Below are 16,292 nucleotides of genomic sequence, written 5' to 3' on the forward strand. Positions count from 1 at the left end.
GGCTACTTCAGACCATCCCTAGAGGGCAAGTAGCAGAGAGGTTTGGGCTTATCCCAGGCAAGGCTCTGAAGGATCAAGGTTATCCCAACGGGATTCCGATTGAAGTCATGATATTTCCTGGTGCTAAAAAATGAACGAAAAACAAGTATTTTCAACTTTGGAAGATTTGGGTTGGCGACGGGACAAGGATGAGGTGGGAGATTCCTTTTGCCTAATGGACATTGGCTGCATGCAGGTTCAAATCATCCCGGCCGTGGGCGTGCGCTCTGACCACTTCAGGGTTTCTTTCATGCCATCCGTTTCCACTGCCGGATTTATTTCTGCGGTTGCATTTATTTTGGACGAATATAGGAAATACGTTCCAATTATCGTGAGTAATAACCCACCAGAGAAAATTTTGAATTTCTCCAGGGATGAGGTGGTTAGACTGTCCGAAGAGGCTCTATTTTGGGCAGCTAGGCAAGATATAGAAGTAGGCCTTTCAGTGTATAGGGCTTTGCCAACACATTCGAAAGGGGCTATGCCATTGAGGCATTTGGCCGCTCTAGCTATAGCCAGAGATGAGAATACTCTTTCGAGTTATAAACGCAGTTTCGAGCGGGGGGATAGGTTAGGCTTTGTTCCCTACATCACTCCTGAAATGATCGTTCGGGCTCTCTTGCTGGCTCAGAGCAAAGAGTAAGTACGCGGAGCTGTATTGTGCGATCTATTGTAAATAGTATTTGAGCCTTGCCAAAGGCAAGATAATTAGCAACTACAGCACGGCTGCTAAGGGAGCAGATCAAAAAATTAAAAGATCTGCTCAGACGGATAGGAGAAGCCTGCAGCGATGCAGGCTTATTTTGCTTGGACTTGCCCCGGCAACCAATGTGCATGGTGTGATTGCTTGAAGGCGCCATTCTGTACCGTCTTGATTTGAGGAAAACTGCCTGGTGTTACAGGGCTACTTCTGTAGGCTCTGGATTCAACCCGGAATTCAGCGGTTGCGAAAACGTTTATATGAACGCCTCCGTCCTTTGGCTCTCCTATGCTGGAACCTTTGCTCGCTTTCCCTCCATCGGGGCGTTCGCAGAGATTGGGGATTTCATCGATCGGCCGGTAAAAAGCTACTCCAGTGGGATGATGGTTCGCCTGGCGTTTGCCGTTGCAACCAATGCTGATCCCCAGATTTTGATTGTCGACGAATTCCGTAGGCGCCAGCCGCACCCTGCTTAACGCCTTGATTGTTGCGTCGATGGACAAAAGCCTGCGCCTCCAGAGCGAAAAAGGGGACGGATTAACTTATTACCCATTTGCTAGGCTGAATAGAAAATAAATCTGTCCCCTTTTTTATTCTTTTGGGCCGGTACAACATATCGAAGACGTCGTTGGCGAAGAGAAAAGGGGACAGGTTTATTCGGTCTTAGATAATCTGTGAAAAGGTATTGGTGCCAGTGCTGATGCCGGGAAGTGTGATGAGTTTGTTTTTTATAGTTTTATTGATGTGGGTGTGTTGGTTTTTGATCGAAAATAAATCTGTCCAGTTTTTCTGGTGATGTGATACTTTCTAGGTTTGAAATAGGTGTAACCCTGTTTCAGGATTAAATAATGACGTGCTTGTATAAGTGCTTGCGAGAGGAGGAGTTGTAGTGAGATCTAGTATGTTGTTGGTTTTGTTTTTTCTTTTGTCCGGCTGCGTAACCAATCAACTGCACTTCGCGGCCTACACCACAGACGCAGAACTGTCTGCGATCAAAAACAAAACCATTCACTCAACGATAACCAGCCTATCTGGCGATGAACGCTGCGCTCCCTGTTCCGAGCGTAGTAAGGTGGTGTGGCATGCGGCCAACTATGAGGTGGGCCTGTACGAGGGTTTCGCTAATATCCCAGTCACCGATTGGTCTGAGTTTACCAAACGGTCAATCGGATCCGACGCAGATGCGAGCATAAAAACCAGAGTCGAGATCGACCGGATTTTTGTCAAAACCTGGAACAGTCCTGATTATTATGCGTGCGAAGCGAGGCTCTCGGTGTATATCGGGACGGCTAAATATACCGGGCAGTCGCGTGTGAAAATAAAGAGGGCAGGCCAAGGGTTGGTTAGTCAGAATCTAGCCTATCTTAAGTCCGAAACACTAAATGCTGTTAGTCTTGCGTTGAAGGCTGCTTACATCGATGCCTTTAGCAGCATTGAAAAAGCTCCGCGCTAAAGTAGCGAAAAGCGGCAAATACTACTGTGGCGGCTACGTTGGTCAGGAAGTTAAGTGAGGCATAATTCATGCGACCCACGCTATGCAGCTAACCCATTTTCTGCGCCACATTTCGTCGTGGCCCCAGTGCGCCTAACAGCTAGCAAGTGACTCTTAATCATTGGGTCCCTGGTTCGAGTCCAGGTCGTGGAGCCAGGTAGCGACATAAAGAGAAGCCTGCAGCGATGCAGGCTTTTTTTGTCCTGGATTTCTCTAGACGCTAAACCCTGTCCCCTCCACGTGATACACCTGCGGTTCCTCCGAAAAAAACGCCTCCAGACCCAACATGAACACCTGATGGTCCTCACTCGCTTCGAACCCCGGCGTGTGATCCTCAAGCGATTTCCAGCGCACAATCAGATTGAATCGCTCAGGTGTTTCGATCCCTTGCGCGAGCATGTGGCCCTGGTAGCCTTTCGCGCGGGCAAGCAATGGTGCGACCTGCGCAAAGGCCTGCCGGAACTCATCCATATGTTGTTTGTGAACGGGAAGCAGGGCGATCTCGTAAATCATGGCGTGGCTCCTTCAATTGGCTCGACAGCTATCGCAATCTTCCCTTGGATGCCGTTGTTGCGGCTTTCCAGTCGCGCATGGGCGAGCCCGATGTCCGCCAGTGCATAGACGGCGCCAACGTGAGGGCGCAGTTGGCCTTGCGCGACTAAGCTGCTCAACTCATCCAACTTGCCGCGGTTTTGCCGGGTGAATACGAAGTGATAACTCGCATTCTTGCCCCAGGCCTGGACCAGGTTCTGTGGCTGGGCAATGTCCACGATCGAGACCACACGGCCCAGTTGTGCGAGGGCGTCGGGGCTGCGCGACAGGGTGTTGCCGCCGATGGTGTCGAACACCACATTGACGCCACGGCCATCCGTTTCCCGCATGATCGCGTCGACGTAGTCTTCTTTTTCGTAGTCGATGATCACATCGGCACCCTGGCTTTTAACGAACTCAATATTGGCTTCGCGCACTGTCGTGAACACCCTTGCGCCGATCGCCTTTGCCAGTTGGATCGCTATGTGGCCAACGCCGCCAGCGCCGCCGTGTATCAGGATGCTTTCCCCCACTCGAAGCGCTGCGCGTACGGTCAGTGCTTCCCATGCCGTCCCCCCGACCAGGCTCAGGCTGGCTGCCTCCAAGTGACTCAAGGTGGGAGGTTTTTTCCCGATAATGCTTTCGGCCGCCACGTGGTATTCGGCATAACTGCCAGGGCCATCGAATATCTGCGGGGTGTACCAGACTTCATCGCCTGGCGCGAAGTTCGTCACGCCCGAGCCGATGGCTTCGACAACGCCGGAGACGTCATGACCGGTGATAGCCGGGAGTGGCACCAGGTCGGCGTAATCTCCGCGCCGTACCTGATAATCCAGCGGGTTGATGGAGGTGGCGTGAACCCGTACCAGGACCTGACCGGTCTGTGGTACTGGCTTGGGCACTTCGCAGAGTTCGAACGCATCCGCGCCACCAAATGATTTAAGCCTCATCGCTTTCATTGTAATACCTCGTTTCGGCAAAAAGGGATATCGGGAATTATCGATATCCTGGGGTAAAAAATTACAGGTCCTTGCCGATGATCTCGGCAAGCGCACGGATGGTTGCTTCGTTTCGCTTGTAGTAGGTCCACTGGCCGATGCGCCGGGTTTCGATCAGGCCCGCGCGGTGCAACGTTGCCAGGTAATCAGACACGGTCGACTGCGACAGCCCGACGCCTTCCTGAATACTGCTGACGCAGACGCCCACGGTATGAACGTCCCCCTCATCCTGGGCAGGGAAGTTCTTTTCGGGGTCCTTCAAACCTTTCAGGATTTCGAGTCGGGTCCGGTTTGAGAGGGCTTTGAATATTTCGAGTAGGTCCATGGCGCGAGAATATCGAGATTTACCGATATGTCAATCTGAAAAATGCAGAAAGCCTGCAGCGATGCAGGCCTCTTGGGTTGCCCTGATTCCTTCAGTTTGTGCATCCGCTTCCCATCACCAGGTAGCTCGCAATATGCCGTACACCCTGCGAGTCATCGTAGATCCACTCGACTGGAACCACGCCGCAGACCTGGCTGGTGTCGGTGACACTGATGGTTTTGGCCACATCCAGCGGCACGCCGGTCTGGGCGGGTTCTACGGCGGGCGCGGCGAAGGCGTTGCTGACTACGAACGTAAGGCAAAGCGCGGCTAACATTTTCATGGTGAGGCTCCAGGATTCAAAGGGACTGTTCTTTCAGTAAGCGACGAGCGGAATCGGCCATGACGGGCAGGGCGCCGGCGAGCATCAGCAGATCCTTGAGCACCAGCCGGCCGCCGCCGGAGAGGTAGGGAAACCCATGCTGGGCATCGCCCGCCGCACTCACCCACGCTTCAGGGGTGGTGATCAGAAAACTCAAGGTCACCAGCGGCGTGGCAAAGGCGAGGGCGCCGCCGAGCAGGCCGGTCTTGCGCGAGAGCGGGTTGGAGAGCACCAGCAGGCCGATCAGGATTTCCACCGTGCCCAGCCCGTAGGAGAAGGCGTAGGTGTGGTTGGCCGTTTGCCAGGCACGTTTGTCCGGGTCCAGCTCACCCTCGTGAGTCAGGTGCGCCTTGTAGTCCTGCGGGTGCTGGTAGAAGAACGACAGAAATGGGCTGTTGGCGACAAAAGGGGTAATGCTGTCGGCTTCGTAGGGGGCGAATTTCAGCGCGCCGATCCACAGGAAGACGATGCCGATCGCGAGACGCATCAGGTGGGTGCCAAGGGGGTCGAGCTTGCCAACCACACGCAGGCCGGCGGTGAATGAATGCAACATGAGGGCTTCTCCAATCATTCCACGGTGTGTGAGAACGTGGGAGAAGTGTGCGGTTTTGCAGGGAGGAGCCTTGTTGCGTAAGGCTCAGGTTTTTGTCTGATCGTCTCAAAGATGGGGGGTATCAGGCGTCGGGTGTTCCTGCGCGCCAGCCTTCCAGCGTGCGCCACAACTTCCTCATGGTCGGGTTCTGGTTTTCAATCGCACAATACGAGCGAATCTCCAACCGCGTGCTCCATTCCTCTCCCCCGGCACGCACCAGCAGCCCACGTTCCAACTCATCCACCACCGCGCTCTGCGGCAGCCACGCTACGCCATAACCTTCGATAGCCATGCGCATCAGCAGCATGGCCATGTCGGCTTCGTAGCAGCGCTCCAGCACAGCGGGAGCAGGGCCGTTCTTGATCACGATTTCCGCAACCCGGCCCAGGAATGTGGTGGCGGTGTACGCCAGGTGCGGGACGGGTTTTCCCGCAGTTCCCGGCAGGCGATAGAGCGGCCGGCCACGTTTGTCCGGGGCGCACAGCGGGATGAATGCGTCATGTCCCAACGCCAGGCTGCCGAAGCGTTGCGCATCCAGCAGGATCGGCGCCAGCGGGTGGTGGTAGACGATCATCAAGTCGCAGCTGCCTTCTTCCAGTGCAATCACCGCATCATGAATATTCGCCGCCACTACGCGCGCATTGAACTGCTCGGTGTGCCGCTGGAATTGCGCCAGCCACTTGGGCAGGAAGGTCATCGACAGGCTGTGGCCGGCGGTCACCTGGATCGAGCGGCCCGGCATGCGTTCCACTTCACGCAGGCTGGCGCGCAGGCGCATCAGACCGGCCAGGGCGTCGCGGCTTTCGCTGCAGAAGGCGACGCCTGCGGCGGTGAGTTGCACCGGGTAGGTGCCACGGTCGACCAGTTCGACACCCACCCAGTCTTCCAGTGAGCGAATGCGCCGCGACAAGGCCGATTGAGTCACGCAGCGCACTTCGGCGGCGCGGGAAAAGTTCTTCCACTCGGCGATGGCCAGGAGGTCGTCCAACCATTTGATCTGCATGCCGGTTCTCCAGGCTATGAGCCTTGAGTGTAAGCCGCCGCGCCCAGGCGGGGCTTGGCTTTTTGCAAACTATTCCAAACGCGCATGGGGTTAGCCGGATTACTCATCATGGTGGTTGGGGGCTGTCCCTAGAATCCTCGGCATACAACAAAGGCCATCCGAGGGCCGCACCTGTGAACAAGAACAAACTCCCCCGTCGCATTGCAGTCGGCATCGCCCTGGGCGTGCTGGTGGGTTGGGCGTGTCACCGCTATGCAGGCAGCGAGCAGGCCGCCAAGGAACTGGCCGGGTACTTTTCGATGGTGACCGACATCTTCCTGCGCATGATCAAGATGATCATTGCGCCGCTGGTGTTCGCCACCCTGGTGGGCGGCATCGCGAGCATGGGCAGTTCGCGTTCGGTGGGGCGTATCGGGATGCGGGCGATGCTCTGGTTCGTCACGGCGTCGCTGGTCTCGCTGATGCTCGGCATGGCGCTGGTCAACCTGTTCCAGCCGGGCGCCGGGTTGAACATGCAGGTGGTGCAACACGCCACGGCGACGGCGCCCGTCAATACCGGGGACTTCAGTCTCAAGACCTTTATCAGTCACGTGTTCCCGCGCAGCATTGCCGAGGCGATGGCCAACAACGAGATCCTGCAGATCGTGGTGTTTTCGCTGTTCTTCGGCTTCGCGCTGGCTGGCGTCAAGCGCGCCGGTTACACGCATATCATCGGTATCGACCAGTTCCTCGACATGGCGCGCACTGCCACCAACGTGGTGGGCAACAGTATCGCCACGGCGGTTGTCGCGAAATCCGAAACCGAGGAAGAACTTGCCGAGCTGCCGCAAATGGTGCGCACATGACCACCACTTCTCGATTGGGCATCGTCGGCGGGCTCGGCTCGCTGGCGGGCGGTGATCTGTTCTACAAACTGGTCAAGTCCAAGGCCGTGCTGGAGGACCAGGGCCGTTATCACTTCCTGTTCGAGCAGCACCCGTTCAAGGATGTGTTGTTGCCCCTGGACCGCCACGCGAGCATGACCGCGCGCAAATTCTATGTGTTCCAGGTGTGCAAGACCTTTGAAGGCAGCGGCGTGGATGCGGTACTGCTGCCGTGTTTCGCCAGCCAGACCTTTCGCGAGGAGATCCAGCAGGAGCTGGGTATTCCTGTGCTGGACATGATGCAGGCACTCGTCCGGCACATCCTGCGCAATGTCACACCGGGCACCACCCTGGGCGTGGTTGCGTCGGACTTCGTGCGCCACTGTGGATTGTTTGAGAAGCACCTCGGCCAACACTTCAACCTGGTGTACCCGGAGGACCACGCCCAGGTCGCGTTGATGGAGGCCATGTATGGCGTCAACGGCATCAAGGACGGCCACCTCGATGGCGTGCCGCTGGAGTCGGTCTACCAGGCGTGCCTGTCATTGCAAGGGCAGGGCGCCACGGTGATCGTGCCGGGCATGACCGAACTGTCACTGGTGTGCGGCGACCTGCAGCGGCGCGGCATCAGCGTGCTCGACATCAACCAGATCTATGCCGAGTTCGCCACCCAGGCCGACGGCCCGACACGCCAGCCGCCATTCAAACTGGGCATCGTCGGTGGCGTCGGCCCTGCGGCCACCGTGGACTTCATGGGCAAGGTGGTCGCCCACACTCCGGCGGGCAAGGACCAAGACCATATCAAGATGGTGGTGGAGCAGAACCCACAGATCCCCGACCGCACCGCCAACCTGTTGCGCGACGAAACCGACCCCACCCTGGCCCTGTACGCCACCTGCAAACGCCTGGAAAGCGCTGGCGCCCAAGCCATCGCGATCCCGTGCAACACCGCCCATGCGTTTGTCGAACGCATCCAGGCGCACCTGCGCGTGCCTATCGTCAACATGCTCAGCGAGACGGTGGAGTGGATCGTGCACACCTACGGCAGTGGCCAGGCGGTCGGTTTGCTGGCGACTTCCGGCACCCTGCAAAGCCAGGTCTACCACCAGGCGGCGCGGCGTTCAGGGTTGCAACTGATCACGCCCGGTTTCGATTACCAGGCGCTGGTGATGGAAGCAATTTATGGCGAGCGGGGTATCAAGGCTGGGTTTACCGAGGGCGTCTGTCGCGAGCAGTTGCTGCTGGCGGCGGAGCATTTGTGTGAGCAGGGGGCGAGGGTATTGATTTTGGGGTGTACGGAATTGCCGTTGGTGTTGGCGCACAGTGAGTCGTTTCAGATCAACCAGCACCGTGTGGCACTGGTGGATCCGACGACCATCCTGGCGCGCAAGTGCGTAGAGCGAGCCACTTCATTCTTTAAGTAGGGGCTGTATCGCTCATGAGAGCTCAGCGCATCCCAAATTTCTCCAGCGTCGGCGCCAACCCCAGCAGGTCAACCGTACTTTTCCCAGCCTCCAGCCCCGCCCGAATCCCATCCTCCTTATCTTCCCGACTACGGCTCAACCGGATCACTTCTTCAACGCGATCCTGCTCCACCACCACCAGCCCATCGCGGTCCCCGACGATGATGTCGCCCGGGTTGATGTTCACGCCGCCTATCACAATGGGCACGTTGACTTTGCCCGGTTGGCATTTGTTGGTGCCCTTGATGCTCAGGCCGCGGGAAAACGTCGGGAAGCCCATCTCGATGATGGCGTTGGCGTCGCGCACCGCGCCGTTCATCACCAAACCGACAATCCCGAGCTTTTGTGAGGCCAGGGTCAGCAGGTCGCCCCAGGGGCCAGCTTCCATGAAGCCCTTGGCGTCCACCACCAGCACATCGCCGGTTTTGGCTTTGGTCAGTGCGTAGTGGATGGCCAGGTTGTCGTCGGGGCGGCAGTCTACAGTCAGGGCCGGGCCGGCCAGGCGCAGGCTTGGGTCGACCGGGCGCAGGCCGCTGTCCAAGGCGCCTTTCTGGCCCTGGGCTTCGTGGATGGTGGCGGTGCCCAGTTGTTTGAGGGTGTCGAGCTGGTCTTGGGTAACAGGCATGATGGTGTTCCGTTTTTATGAATAAGGTTCAGGCGGTCGGGGTGTGGCGACTCAGCCAATCCAATGCTTGGGCTAGGCTCGGTTTTTCTTCGGTGATCGGTTCCAGCGCCAGGCCTTCGCTGCTGTGGCTGAAGCGCTGGCGCACGCCTCCGAGTACGCTGCTGGCAATGCCGAGCGAGGCCAGTTGGCGCTCGGCTTCTTCGACTTCATGCAAGCGCCGTGTGGCGTGCACCACGTGGGTGGACACGAGCATTTCCAGGAAGGCGGGCAGAGGTGCCTGGTCGATGTCCTTGAGCACTTCATAGAGGGCGGGGCGCAGTTGTTGGCGTTCGGCGGCCAGCAGGACTTCCACTGCCAGTGCTTCCATGCCTTTGGTGAAGACGCTGCGCAGGATTTTCAGCGTGATTGCATCGCCGGGTTGGCTGGCGGGCAGGGCGCGCGCGGTGGCTCCGGCAGCGAGCAACAGTTCGACAAATGCATCTGCCTTTGGGCCGGAGCACAGCAGTGGGGTCTTTTCTCGCAGGTAAGCGATGGCGCCCATGATCGCGACGTCCACGTAGTCGACCCGTTGCCGGGCGGCCTCTGCACCGGCCAGGCGCTTGCGCTCGGGGGCGGCGGTGGTGAGGTCGGCGAACAGCGCGCCGGGCTTGAGGTGCGCCAGGCATTCACGGGTCACTTCCAGGGACTGCGTCCCCACCACGCAGGACAGCACGCAGTCCGATTCGGCCAGCCAGTCACCTACGCGAGAGTGGATCGGCACGCCCAATTGGTCCGCCAACCGTTGTGCCGCCGGTGCGATGCGTTGCTCGCAGAACAGCAGCTCCACGGTGGTATTGGACGCCAAGGCCTGGGCATAGCAACGGCCGACTTCGCCGAGCCCTACGATTGTTATTTTCATGTCGCCTCCGGATTCAGGTGGCAATACAATTAAAATACAATCTAGGCGATTGCAAACGATTTTTGTACAAAGTGCGCGGACGGTACACTGTCATTGGCGTGCGACAAGCCTCAGAATCCGCTGCTGGCACCCCGGGGCAGAGCCCTGACCCACCTCGACACAGAAGGCAAACATGGCCAACGATCTCATCTACGAGACCTTGAGAAACCGCATCATTGCCGGCCAGTACGAGCCCGGCACGCAGCTCAAGGAAGAACCGCTGGGCAAGGAATTCGGCCTGAGCCGCACGCCGGTGCGCGCGTCGCTGAAGAAGCTGGTGGACGACGGCCTGGCGGTGATCGAGGCCAACCGTGGGGTGTTTGTCGCCGGCTGGACCCAGTGGGACCTGGAAGAAATGTTCAGCTTGCGCGAGTTGCTCGAACCCCATGCCGCGCTGCTCGCCGCCCAACGCGCGACGCCGCGGGACGTGGCTGAACTGCACCGTATCAACGCGCTGATGGCGGATGCCATCGCCAGCAAAGGGCCCGATGTGACCCTGCGCGTGCAGGAAGCCAACCGTGCATTCCACGCGCAGGTACTGGAGATCGCCCGCTCGCAGCGGCTCAAGTCGATGCTCGCGACCTTGATCGACATGCCGGTGATCACCCGTTCGTTTTTCCTCTACCGCCCGGCCGACCTGGAGCGCAGCCTGCAGCAGCACCTGGACATCACCTATGCCATCGAGCAGAACGATGGCGAGTTGGCCCAGCGCGCCATGCAAACCCATATCCGCATGGCCTACCTGCGCTTCATGGCGCGGCGCAGTGAGTCGCCCGTTCGTCGATAAAAAAATACAAAACTAAAACAATATGCGTTAGAGTCGGCGCCACGAGACCGGGCAATGACTCCTGCCTGACATTCACAGGGACCCAAAGAAACGCCAGACCTGAGGTGGCTGAACCGGCCTCAGCGGGAGCCTGCACCCCGGATTCGACACACACGGCACATTCCAATAATAAAACCAGGTATCCCGTATGAGTATTCAGGTCTCCACCGCTGAAAAACCGTCGCGTTTCCGCTGGATCGTCGCAGGGCTGTTTTTTCTCGTGTACACCGTGGCCTCGGCCGACCGCGCCAACCTGGGCGTGGCCTTGCCGTTTATCCGCGAGGAATACCCGATGACCAACGCCGAAGCCGGTGCGTTGCTCAGTGTCTTCCTGCTGGCCTACGCGCTGGCGCAGATCCCCTCGGGCTTTGCCTCCAGCCGTTTCGGGGTGCGCAAGATCTTCTCGTTTTCGATGATCGCCACCTCGGTGTTCACCGCCTTGATGGGCACGGTCAATTCGGTGCTGGCCTTGAAGATCTATCGTTTTGCCCTGGGGATTGCCGAAGGCCCGCTGCCGATTGGCATCGCGTCGACCATCAACCAGTGGTTCCCGGCTAAGGAGAAGGGCACGGCGACGGGTATTTTCCTGGCTGCGGTGAAGTTCGGCCCGGTGATCGTGCCACCCTTGTGCGTGGCGATCGTGGCGATGTGGGGCTGGCGTGAGATCTTCTACATCTTTGCCGTGCCGGGCATTGTGCTGTCCATCGCCTGGTACTTCCTGGTGGCCAACCAGCCGGCGCAAAGCCGCTTTGTGAATGCCGGCGAGCTGGCGCATATCACCGATGAAACCAACAACGTCATCACTCAGAAGAGCGAAGGCGCGCAACGGCACTTCAAGCGCCTGGACGCCTTTATCCGCGTCAAACCGGTGGAACCTATCGCGACCAGTCGCGGGTTGTTTCGGTCTTGGAACGTGGTCGGCTGTGCGCTGAGCTACAGCTTCCAGGTGGGCATCACCATGGTGCTGTTGTCGTGGATTCCCACCTACCTGATGACGGTCAAACAGTTCTCGATCATGAACATGGGCTTTGTCTCGGCGGCGCCGTGGGTGGGGGCGATCTGCGGTAACCTGCTCGGCGGTATCCTGTCCGACCGCGTGCTGGGCAAGCGGCGCAAGCCCGGCATGATGCTCTCGGCGCTGGCCACGGTCGGCACCATGTACGCGCTGATCAACTCACCGAATGACCCGACCTTGTACGCCGCGTTGCTGTTCCTCACCGGCACCTTGATCAGCATCGGTTACTCGTCCTACATGGTTTACCCGATGGGTCTGGCTACCAAGAAGACCTTTCCGATTGCCAGTGCCATCGTCAACATGGGCGGGCAGTTGGGTGGCGCGGCGGCGCCGTTTCTGGTGGGGTTGCTGCTCGACAGTTACGGCTGGTCCCAGGTGTTCCTGTTCATGGCGATCGGCTCCTTTGCCAGTTTCCTGGTGCTGCTGACCATTGCTGAGCCGGTGCCGGTTTTACGCTAGCGCTTGCGTGCTCAGGGTTGCTGGCGCTAGCGTGGCAGCCTTGAGCGAAATCCCCGGTATCCCCCTATGAAGCGCCATTTCGAAGATTTGCAGCTAGGCAGTATCGAGTTGTTTTGCCTCGCCGCCGAAGCCAGCAGCTTCACCGCTGCCGCGCAGGTGGCGGGTGTCACCCCGGCGGCCGTGAGCCGCAGCATCTCACGCCTGGAAGAACGCCTGGGTTCACGCCTGTTTGTGCGCACCACCCGCAGCATTCGTCTCACCGACAGTGGTCGGACCTTTTTCGAGCAATGCCGCCAGGCCTTGACCCAACTGGTGGAGGCGCAGCAGGAAGTTATGGGCGCACAGGCCGTGCCGTCGGGCTTGCTGCGTATCAGCATTCCCACCACCTACGCCCATCACCGCTTGCTGCCGCTGCTGCCCAGGTTTCGCGCGCTGTACCCGCAAGTCACGGTGGATATCCACATCAGCAACCGCAATATCGACTTTGTCGCCGAAGGGTACGACCTGGCCATCCGCGTGCGCGCCCAGCCGGACTCGTCGCTGATTGCCCGCCTGTTGGAAGACGGCGAACTGGTAGTAGTGGCATCGCCGTCTTACCTGAAGCGCGCCGGCATCCCACAGACGCTGGAAGATTTGCCCACCCATGAATGCATCCAGTACGAACTGCCGAGCAATGGCCGGCGCATCTCCTGGTTGTTCCAGGTGGATGGCAAGCCGCAAGAGTATGCGGGGGAGGCGGGGTACAGTTGTTCCGACGATGTGCTCGGCGGCGTGACCCTGGCCAAGCATGGCGCGGGGTTGTTTCAGACCTACAAGTTCATCGTCGAACAGGAACTGGCAAACGGTAGCCTGGTGGAGGTATTGCAACCGTTTGGCGGGCGTTCGCGGCCGTTTACCTTGTTGTATCCCCATGGGCGCTATGTGCCGCATCGGGTTAGGGCGTTTGTGGATTTCCTGATGCAGTGTCGGGACGAATGGGCGGCGCCGTAGAGGCCGCGATATCCCAGGTCAGCAGGAGCTGGCTGATTGCAGCGTCGATAGTTGCATGGGGCACATTGTCCCGCGCCAGGATCGAAATGCCCTGCAGAAAGCTGTCAAACACCGTCGCCATCACGTCTGGGTTGAGCGTTTGTGGCAACTGACCCAGGCGCATCGCCCGCTCCACACACGCCATAATCCCCGCGCTTGTGCGCCGCCGCGACTGCGTCAACCCATCCGCCACCCGTGCATTCTCCGGGCTCGGTGCGCTCATCACCCCCAGCGCCACCATACAGCCCTTGGGGTGGCCGTCTTCGCACTGCATGCGTGCCGACTGGCGCAGTGCTGTTTCAACCGCCTGACGCGGTAACAGGCTTTCATCCCACAGGCACTCGGTGACTTGGGCGTAGGTCGCCAGGTAACGCTGCACGCATTCGTCGAACAACGCCTCTTTGGAGCCGAAGGCCGCGTAAAAACTCGGTGCGGAGATGCCGCCACCCAGGCCGGCCTTGAGCTGGGCGAGGGAGGTGGCGTCGTAGCCGTGTTGCCAGAACAGGTGCAGCGCCTGGTCTACGGCGTGTTCGCGGTCGAAAGTGCGGGGGCGGCCCATCTGTGCCATGTCTGGTCTCCGGTGGATAGCGAGATAAATACTAGTCGATACATAAGTCATTGACAATGTGATGTGTGCGCCTGCAACATTTATATCGATCAGTATCTAAGTCCCGCTCAAGGAGTTTCCCGTGACCCCCTCACTTACATTACCGGTGTCATCCGACCGTTTGCCCATCGGTGCTTTGCTTGCCCTGGCCATGACCGGCTTCATCTGCATCGTCACCGAAACGCTACCGGCGGGCCTGTTACCGTTGATCAGCGAGGGCTTGGCGATTTCGCCGTCGATGGCCGGGCAGATGGTCACCGCCTATGCCTTGGGTTCGGTGCTGGCAGTGATCCCTATGACCATCGCCACCCGTGGCTGGCGGCGGCGTAACGTGTTGCTGCTGACCATCGTCGGCTTTCTGCTGTTCAACTCCATCACCGCGTTGTCGTCTCACTATGGCGTGACCCTGGTGGCGCGGTTCTTTGCCGGTGTGGCGGCCGGGTTGGCCTGGAGCCTGCTGGCCGGTTACGCCCGGCGCATGGTTGCGCCGCATCAACAGGGCAAGGCACTGGCACTGGCGATGGTGGGGACGCCGATTGCGTTGTCGTTGGGTGTGCCGTTGGGTACGTGGCTGGGTGGATTGGTGGGCTGGCGCACGACTTTTGGCCTGATGTCGGCGGTGAGCCTGGTGCTGATTGCGTGGGTGCTGGTGAAAGTCCCGGACTACGCGCCTCAACCTGCGCATCAGCGCCTGTCCTTGGGCAAGGTGTTGACCACGCCGGGCGTGCGGCCGGTGTTGGCGGTGGTGATCAGTTGGATGCTGGCGCACAACATTCTCTACACCTACATCGCGCCGTTCGTAGCGCCTGCCGGATTGGCGGAGCGAGTTGACCTGGTGCTGTTGGTGTTCGGGGTGGCCGCGCTGGCGGGGATCTGGCTCACGGCCAAGTTGGTCGAGCCGCTGCTGCGCCAGACCGTGCTGGTGAGTTTGGTGACCTTTGCGGCGATAAGCCTGGTGTTCGGCTTCCTGGGGAATGTACCTGAGGTGATCTACGTCGGCGTGGCGGTGTGGGGCCTGAGTTTCGGCGGCGCCGCGACCTTGCTGCAAACCGCCCTGGCCGATGCGGCGGGGGATGGCGCTGACGTCGCGCTGTCGCTGAATGTGGTGGCATGGAACAGCGCGATTGCCGGCAGCGGCGTGGTCGGCGGGGTGTTGCTGGACACCTGGGGCGTGGCGTCGTTTCCGTGGGCCATGCTGGTGTTGATCGGCGTGTCGCTGGTGATCGCCTGGGGGGCCAGCGCCCATGGCTTCAAGCCGGGCGCGCGGGATGTGGGAAAACCTACAGTGGTCGGGCACTAATCTGACATTCGTTAGTCAATAATCCTCGCAATATCATTCACTTGGCTCCGCTCGGCGGAGCCAGCCGCTTCACTTCCTTTCGAAGATTTAATGCATGTACCTACGCAAAATTGCCGTTGGGCTGACCGCCCTTGTTTTGCTTTCCTCTGGGGCCAACGCCCGAAGCTTGCCGGACCTCTATTCCAAACAGGAAAAACAGCTCAGCTTCGACAGTTGCGCCGACCTGTTCCCCGCCGCACCGATCAAGACCGCCACCGTGCCGGCCGCGATGAAACCCCTGGCCCTGTGCTCCGACCATTTTGCAGTGCTCTATTCGCAAACCAGCAAGACGCCCCTGGTAGTGGTAGAACGGCTGAATGCAGCACTCCTGAAAGACGCCAAGGGCGAGGAGCGCACCAACCAGTTCTACGCCGATCCGCGCATTCCCAAAGGTGGCCGGGCGGAGTTGAGCGACTACCGCGCCCAGCATCCCGCCGTGGACCGTGGCCACCAGTCCCCAGCCGCCGACGCGCCGAATGCCAACGCCATGGCGCAGTCGTTCGCGCTGTCGAACATGGTGCCCCAGGACCCTACCAACAACCGCAAGATCTGGAGCAAGGTCGAGGCCGACGTGCGCAAGTTTGCCGTGCGTGCCGGTGGCGATGTGTACGTGTTTACCGGCCCGCTGTTCGACCCTGGCTACGGCACCATCGGCGCCAACAAGGTCTGGGTGCCGACGCGCTTGTTCAAGCTGGTGTACGACGCCTCCAGCAAACGTGCCTGGGCGTATGTGCTGCCCAATGCCGAGACGCGCATTCAAAAACCGATGGATTATGAGACGTTTGTGAAGAGCACCGGGCTCAGGTTGTTGGGGGATCTTCCGGTGTCGGGGTCGGTGGGGCGGACCTGATCGGGGCTTAGGTGTCTGCACAACGCTGGGTACGGCGCTGCTTGCTTCCTTCGGCGGCCTAACTGTAACTCTGCGATCCAAATGTGGGAGCTGGCTTGCCTGCGAAGGCGGCCTGACAGCCGACCAGGATGTTGGATCTGACCGGGTACATATCCGTTTTTTGGGTAACGGCTGATATGGGTTCCGCCCTTACGGCGGCTCACTTTGCAAAAGCGGCAAAGTAAGCAAAACGCTCTTG

General features: G+C 59.3%; 17 protein-coding genes, 1 tRNA gene and 2 pseudogenes. 11 read left to right on the forward strand and 9 right to left on the reverse strand.

Annotated features, from left to right (window positions below; all coding sequences use genetic code 11):
• Positions 1-130 precede the first annotated feature (130 nt).
• From HX793_RS11095 to HX793_RS11110, 4 genes and pseudogenes are all read left to right on the forward strand, one after another.
• Positions 131-682, forward strand: a complete 552-nt coding sequence (locus tag HX793_RS11095) for a DUF6990 domain-containing protein (RefSeq protein WP_177053562.1) — start codon at positions 131-133, stop codon at positions 680-682.
• A 269-nt stretch (positions 683-951) separates the two neighbouring features.
• Positions 952-1,185: pseudogene (locus HX793_RS31250) on the forward strand (ABC transporter ATP-binding protein); the annotation flags it as partial.
• 455 nt (positions 1,186-1,640) lie between these two features.
• A complete protein-coding gene (locus HX793_RS11105) occupies positions 1,641-2,192 on the forward strand; it encodes a hypothetical protein (RefSeq protein WP_218178646.1) in 552 nt (183 codons plus the stop codon).
• Between the two features lie 122 nt (positions 2,193-2,314).
• A tRNA-Lys gene (locus HX793_RS11110) sits at positions 2,315-2,387 on the forward strand.
• A gap of 57 nt (positions 2,388-2,444) precedes the next feature.
• Here HX793_RS11110 and HX793_RS11115 read toward each other — a convergent pair.
• From HX793_RS11115 to HX793_RS11140, 6 genes are all read right to left on the reverse strand, one after another.
• Entirely contained in the window at positions 2,445-2,744 is a 300-nt protein-coding gene (locus tag HX793_RS11115; protein ID WP_016976412.1) for an antibiotic biosynthesis monooxygenase family protein, read from the reverse strand.
• Positions 2,741-3,721, reverse strand: coding sequence for a zinc-dependent alcohol dehydrogenase family protein (locus HX793_RS11120; protein ID WP_177053559.1), 981 nt, complete (start codon positions 3,719-3,721; stop codon positions 2,741-2,743). The genes HX793_RS11115 and HX793_RS11120 overlap by 4 nt, the downstream gene beginning before the upstream one ends.
• 61 nt (positions 3,722-3,782) lie before the next feature.
• Positions 3,783-4,085 (reverse strand): ArsR/SmtB family transcription factor, encoded by a 303-nt coding sequence (locus HX793_RS11125; protein ID WP_016976414.1) that lies wholly within the window; start codon positions 4,083-4,085, stop codon positions 3,783-3,785.
• A 91-nt stretch (positions 4,086-4,176) separates the two neighbouring features.
• Positions 4,177-4,407, reverse strand: coding sequence for a DUF2790 domain-containing protein (locus HX793_RS11130; RefSeq protein WP_177053558.1), 231 nt, complete (start codon positions 4,405-4,407; stop codon positions 4,177-4,179).
• A gap of 16 nt (positions 4,408-4,423) precedes the next feature.
• A complete protein-coding gene (gene rclC, locus HX793_RS11135; protein WP_177053557.1) occupies positions 4,424-4,999 on the reverse strand; it encodes a reactive chlorine resistance membrane protein RclC in 576 nt (191 codons plus the stop codon).
• A 121-nt stretch (positions 5,000-5,120) separates the two neighbouring features.
• Positions 5,121-6,041 (reverse strand): LysR substrate-binding domain-containing protein, encoded by a 921-nt coding sequence (locus tag HX793_RS11140; RefSeq protein ID WP_177053556.1) that lies wholly within the window; start codon positions 6,039-6,041, stop codon positions 5,121-5,123.
• A gap of 173 nt (positions 6,042-6,214) precedes the next feature.
• Between HX793_RS11140 and HX793_RS11145 the strand changes: the two are divergent.
• Both HX793_RS11145 and cuyB read left to right on the forward strand, forming a co-directional pair.
• Positions 6,215-6,829, forward strand: a pseudogene (locus HX793_RS11145) (dicarboxylate/amino acid:cation symporter); the annotation flags it as partial.
• Positions 6,830-6,882: 53 nt separating this feature from the next.
• Positions 6,883-8,328, forward strand: a complete 1,446-nt coding sequence (gene cuyB, locus HX793_RS11150; RefSeq protein WP_177095470.1) for a cysteate racemase — start codon at positions 6,883-6,885, stop codon at positions 8,326-8,328.
• A gap of 22 nt (positions 8,329-8,350) precedes the next feature.
• Here cuyB and HX793_RS11155 read toward each other — a convergent pair whose 3' ends face one another.
• Together HX793_RS11155 and HX793_RS11160 are read right to left on the reverse strand one after the other, a co-directional pair.
• Positions 8,351-8,992 carry a 4-carboxy-4-hydroxy-2-oxoadipate aldolase/oxaloacetate decarboxylase gene (locus tag HX793_RS11155; RefSeq protein WP_177053553.1) on the reverse strand — a complete coding sequence of 214 codons (642 nt, stop codon included), beginning with the start codon at positions 8,990-8,992 and terminating at the stop codon, positions 8,351-8,353.
• 28 nt (positions 8,993-9,020) lie between these two features.
• Positions 9,021-9,890 carry an NAD(P)-dependent oxidoreductase gene (locus tag HX793_RS11160; RefSeq protein ID WP_177058781.1) on the reverse strand — a complete coding sequence of 290 codons (870 nt, stop codon included), beginning with the start codon at positions 9,888-9,890 and terminating at the stop codon, positions 9,021-9,023.
• 172 nt (positions 9,891-10,062) lie between these two features.
• Here HX793_RS11160 and HX793_RS11165 point away from each other — a divergent pair, with 172 nt between their 5' ends.
• The 3 genes from HX793_RS11165 to HX793_RS11175 all read left to right on the forward strand — a co-directional run bounded on the left by HX793_RS11165 (position 10,063) and on the right by HX793_RS11175 (position 13,219).
• Entirely contained in the window at positions 10,063-10,716 is a 654-nt protein-coding gene (locus tag HX793_RS11165; protein WP_177095472.1) for a GntR family transcriptional regulator, read from the forward strand.
• 187 nt (positions 10,717-10,903) lie between these two features.
• Positions 10,904-12,229: an MFS transporter gene (locus HX793_RS11170; protein WP_177095474.1), complete on the forward strand. Its 1,326-nt coding sequence runs from the start codon at positions 10,904-10,906 to the stop codon at positions 12,227-12,229.
• A gap of 66 nt (positions 12,230-12,295) precedes the next feature.
• Positions 12,296-13,219: a LysR family transcriptional regulator gene (locus HX793_RS11175; protein WP_016976427.1), complete on the forward strand. Its 924-nt coding sequence runs from the start codon at positions 12,296-12,298 to the stop codon at positions 13,217-13,219.
• Here HX793_RS11175 and HX793_RS11180 read toward each other — a convergent pair.
• On the reverse strand, positions 13,164-13,826 hold the full coding sequence (locus tag HX793_RS11180; RefSeq protein WP_177095476.1) for a TetR/AcrR family transcriptional regulator: 663 nt from the start codon (positions 13,824-13,826) through the stop codon (positions 13,164-13,166). The genes HX793_RS11175 and HX793_RS11180 overlap by 56 nt on opposite strands.
• 121 nt (positions 13,827-13,947) lie before the next feature.
• Between HX793_RS11180 and HX793_RS11185 the strand changes: the two genes are divergently transcribed.
• Both HX793_RS11185 and HX793_RS11190 read left to right on the forward strand, forming a co-directional pair.
• On the forward strand, positions 13,948-15,165 hold the full coding sequence (locus HX793_RS11185; protein WP_177095478.1) for an MFS transporter: 1,218 nt from the start codon (positions 13,948-13,950) through the stop codon (positions 15,163-15,165).
• Positions 15,166-15,259: 94 nt separating this feature from the next.
• The gene (locus tag HX793_RS11190) at positions 15,260-16,054 is read left to right on the forward strand and encodes a DNA/RNA non-specific endonuclease (protein ID WP_177095480.1); all 795 of its coding nucleotides are present in this window, start codon (positions 15,260-15,262) and stop codon (positions 16,052-16,054) included.
• The last annotated feature ends 238 nt before the right edge of the window (positions 16,055-16,292 follow it).

Source organism: Pseudomonas reactans, from assembly GCF_013387025.1.
Classification (GTDB): domain Bacteria; phylum Pseudomonadota; class Gammaproteobacteria; order Pseudomonadales; family Pseudomonadaceae; genus Aquipseudomonas; species Aquipseudomonas reactans.

Coding starts and splice junctions, on each gene's coding strand:
- HX793_RS11130 (WP_177053558.1), bottom strand. CDS start 4,407: ATGAAAATGTTAGCCGCGCTTTGCCTTACGTTCGTAGTCAGCAACGCC.
- rclC (WP_177053557.1), bottom strand. CDS start 4,999: ATGTTGCATTCATTCACCGCCGGCCTGCGTGTGGTTGGCAAGCTCGAC.
- HX793_RS11180 (WP_177095476.1), bottom strand. CDS start 13,826: ATGGCACAGATGGGCCGCCCCCGCACTTTCGACCGCGAACACGCCGTA.
- cuyB (WP_177095470.1), top strand. CDS start 6,883: ATGACCACCACTTCTCGATTGGGCATCGTCGGCGGGCTCGGCTCGCTG.
- HX793_RS11155 (WP_177053553.1), bottom strand. CDS start 8,992: ATGCCTGTTACCCAAGACCAGCTCGACACCCTCAAACAACTGGGCACC.
- HX793_RS11120 (WP_177053559.1), bottom strand. CDS start 3,721: ATGAAAGCGATGAGGCTTAAATCATTTGGTGGCGCGGATGCGTTCGAA.
- HX793_RS11170 (WP_177095474.1), top strand. CDS start 10,904: ATGAGTATTCAGGTCTCCACCGCTGAAAAACCGTCGCGTTTCCGCTGG.
- HX793_RS11125 (WP_016976414.1), bottom strand. CDS start 4,085: ATGGACCTACTCGAAATATTCAAAGCCCTCTCAAACCGGACCCGACTC.
- HX793_RS11160 (WP_177058781.1), bottom strand. CDS start 9,890: ATGAAAATAACAATCGTAGGGCTCGGCGAAGTCGGCCGTTGCTATGCC.
- HX793_RS11140 (WP_177053556.1), bottom strand. CDS start 6,041: ATGCAGATCAAATGGTTGGACGACCTCCTGGCCATCGCCGAGTGGAAG.
- HX793_RS11165 (WP_177095472.1), top strand. CDS start 10,063: ATGGCCAACGATCTCATCTACGAGACCTTGAGAAACCGCATCATTGCC.
- HX793_RS11175 (WP_016976427.1), top strand. CDS start 12,296: ATGAAGCGCCATTTCGAAGATTTGCAGCTAGGCAGTATCGAGTTGTTT.
- HX793_RS11105 (WP_218178646.1), top strand. CDS start 1,641: ATGTTGTTGGTTTTGTTTTTTCTTTTGTCCGGCTGCGTAACCAATCAA.
- HX793_RS11190 (WP_177095480.1), top strand. CDS start 15,260: ATGTACCTACGCAAAATTGCCGTTGGGCTGACCGCCCTTGTTTTGCTT.
- HX793_RS11095 (WP_177053562.1), top strand. CDS start 131: ATGAACGAAAAACAAGTATTTTCAACTTTGGAAGATTTGGGTTGGCGA.
- HX793_RS11115 (WP_016976412.1), bottom strand. CDS start 2,744: ATGATTTACGAGATCGCCCTGCTTCCCGTTCACAAACAACATATGGAT.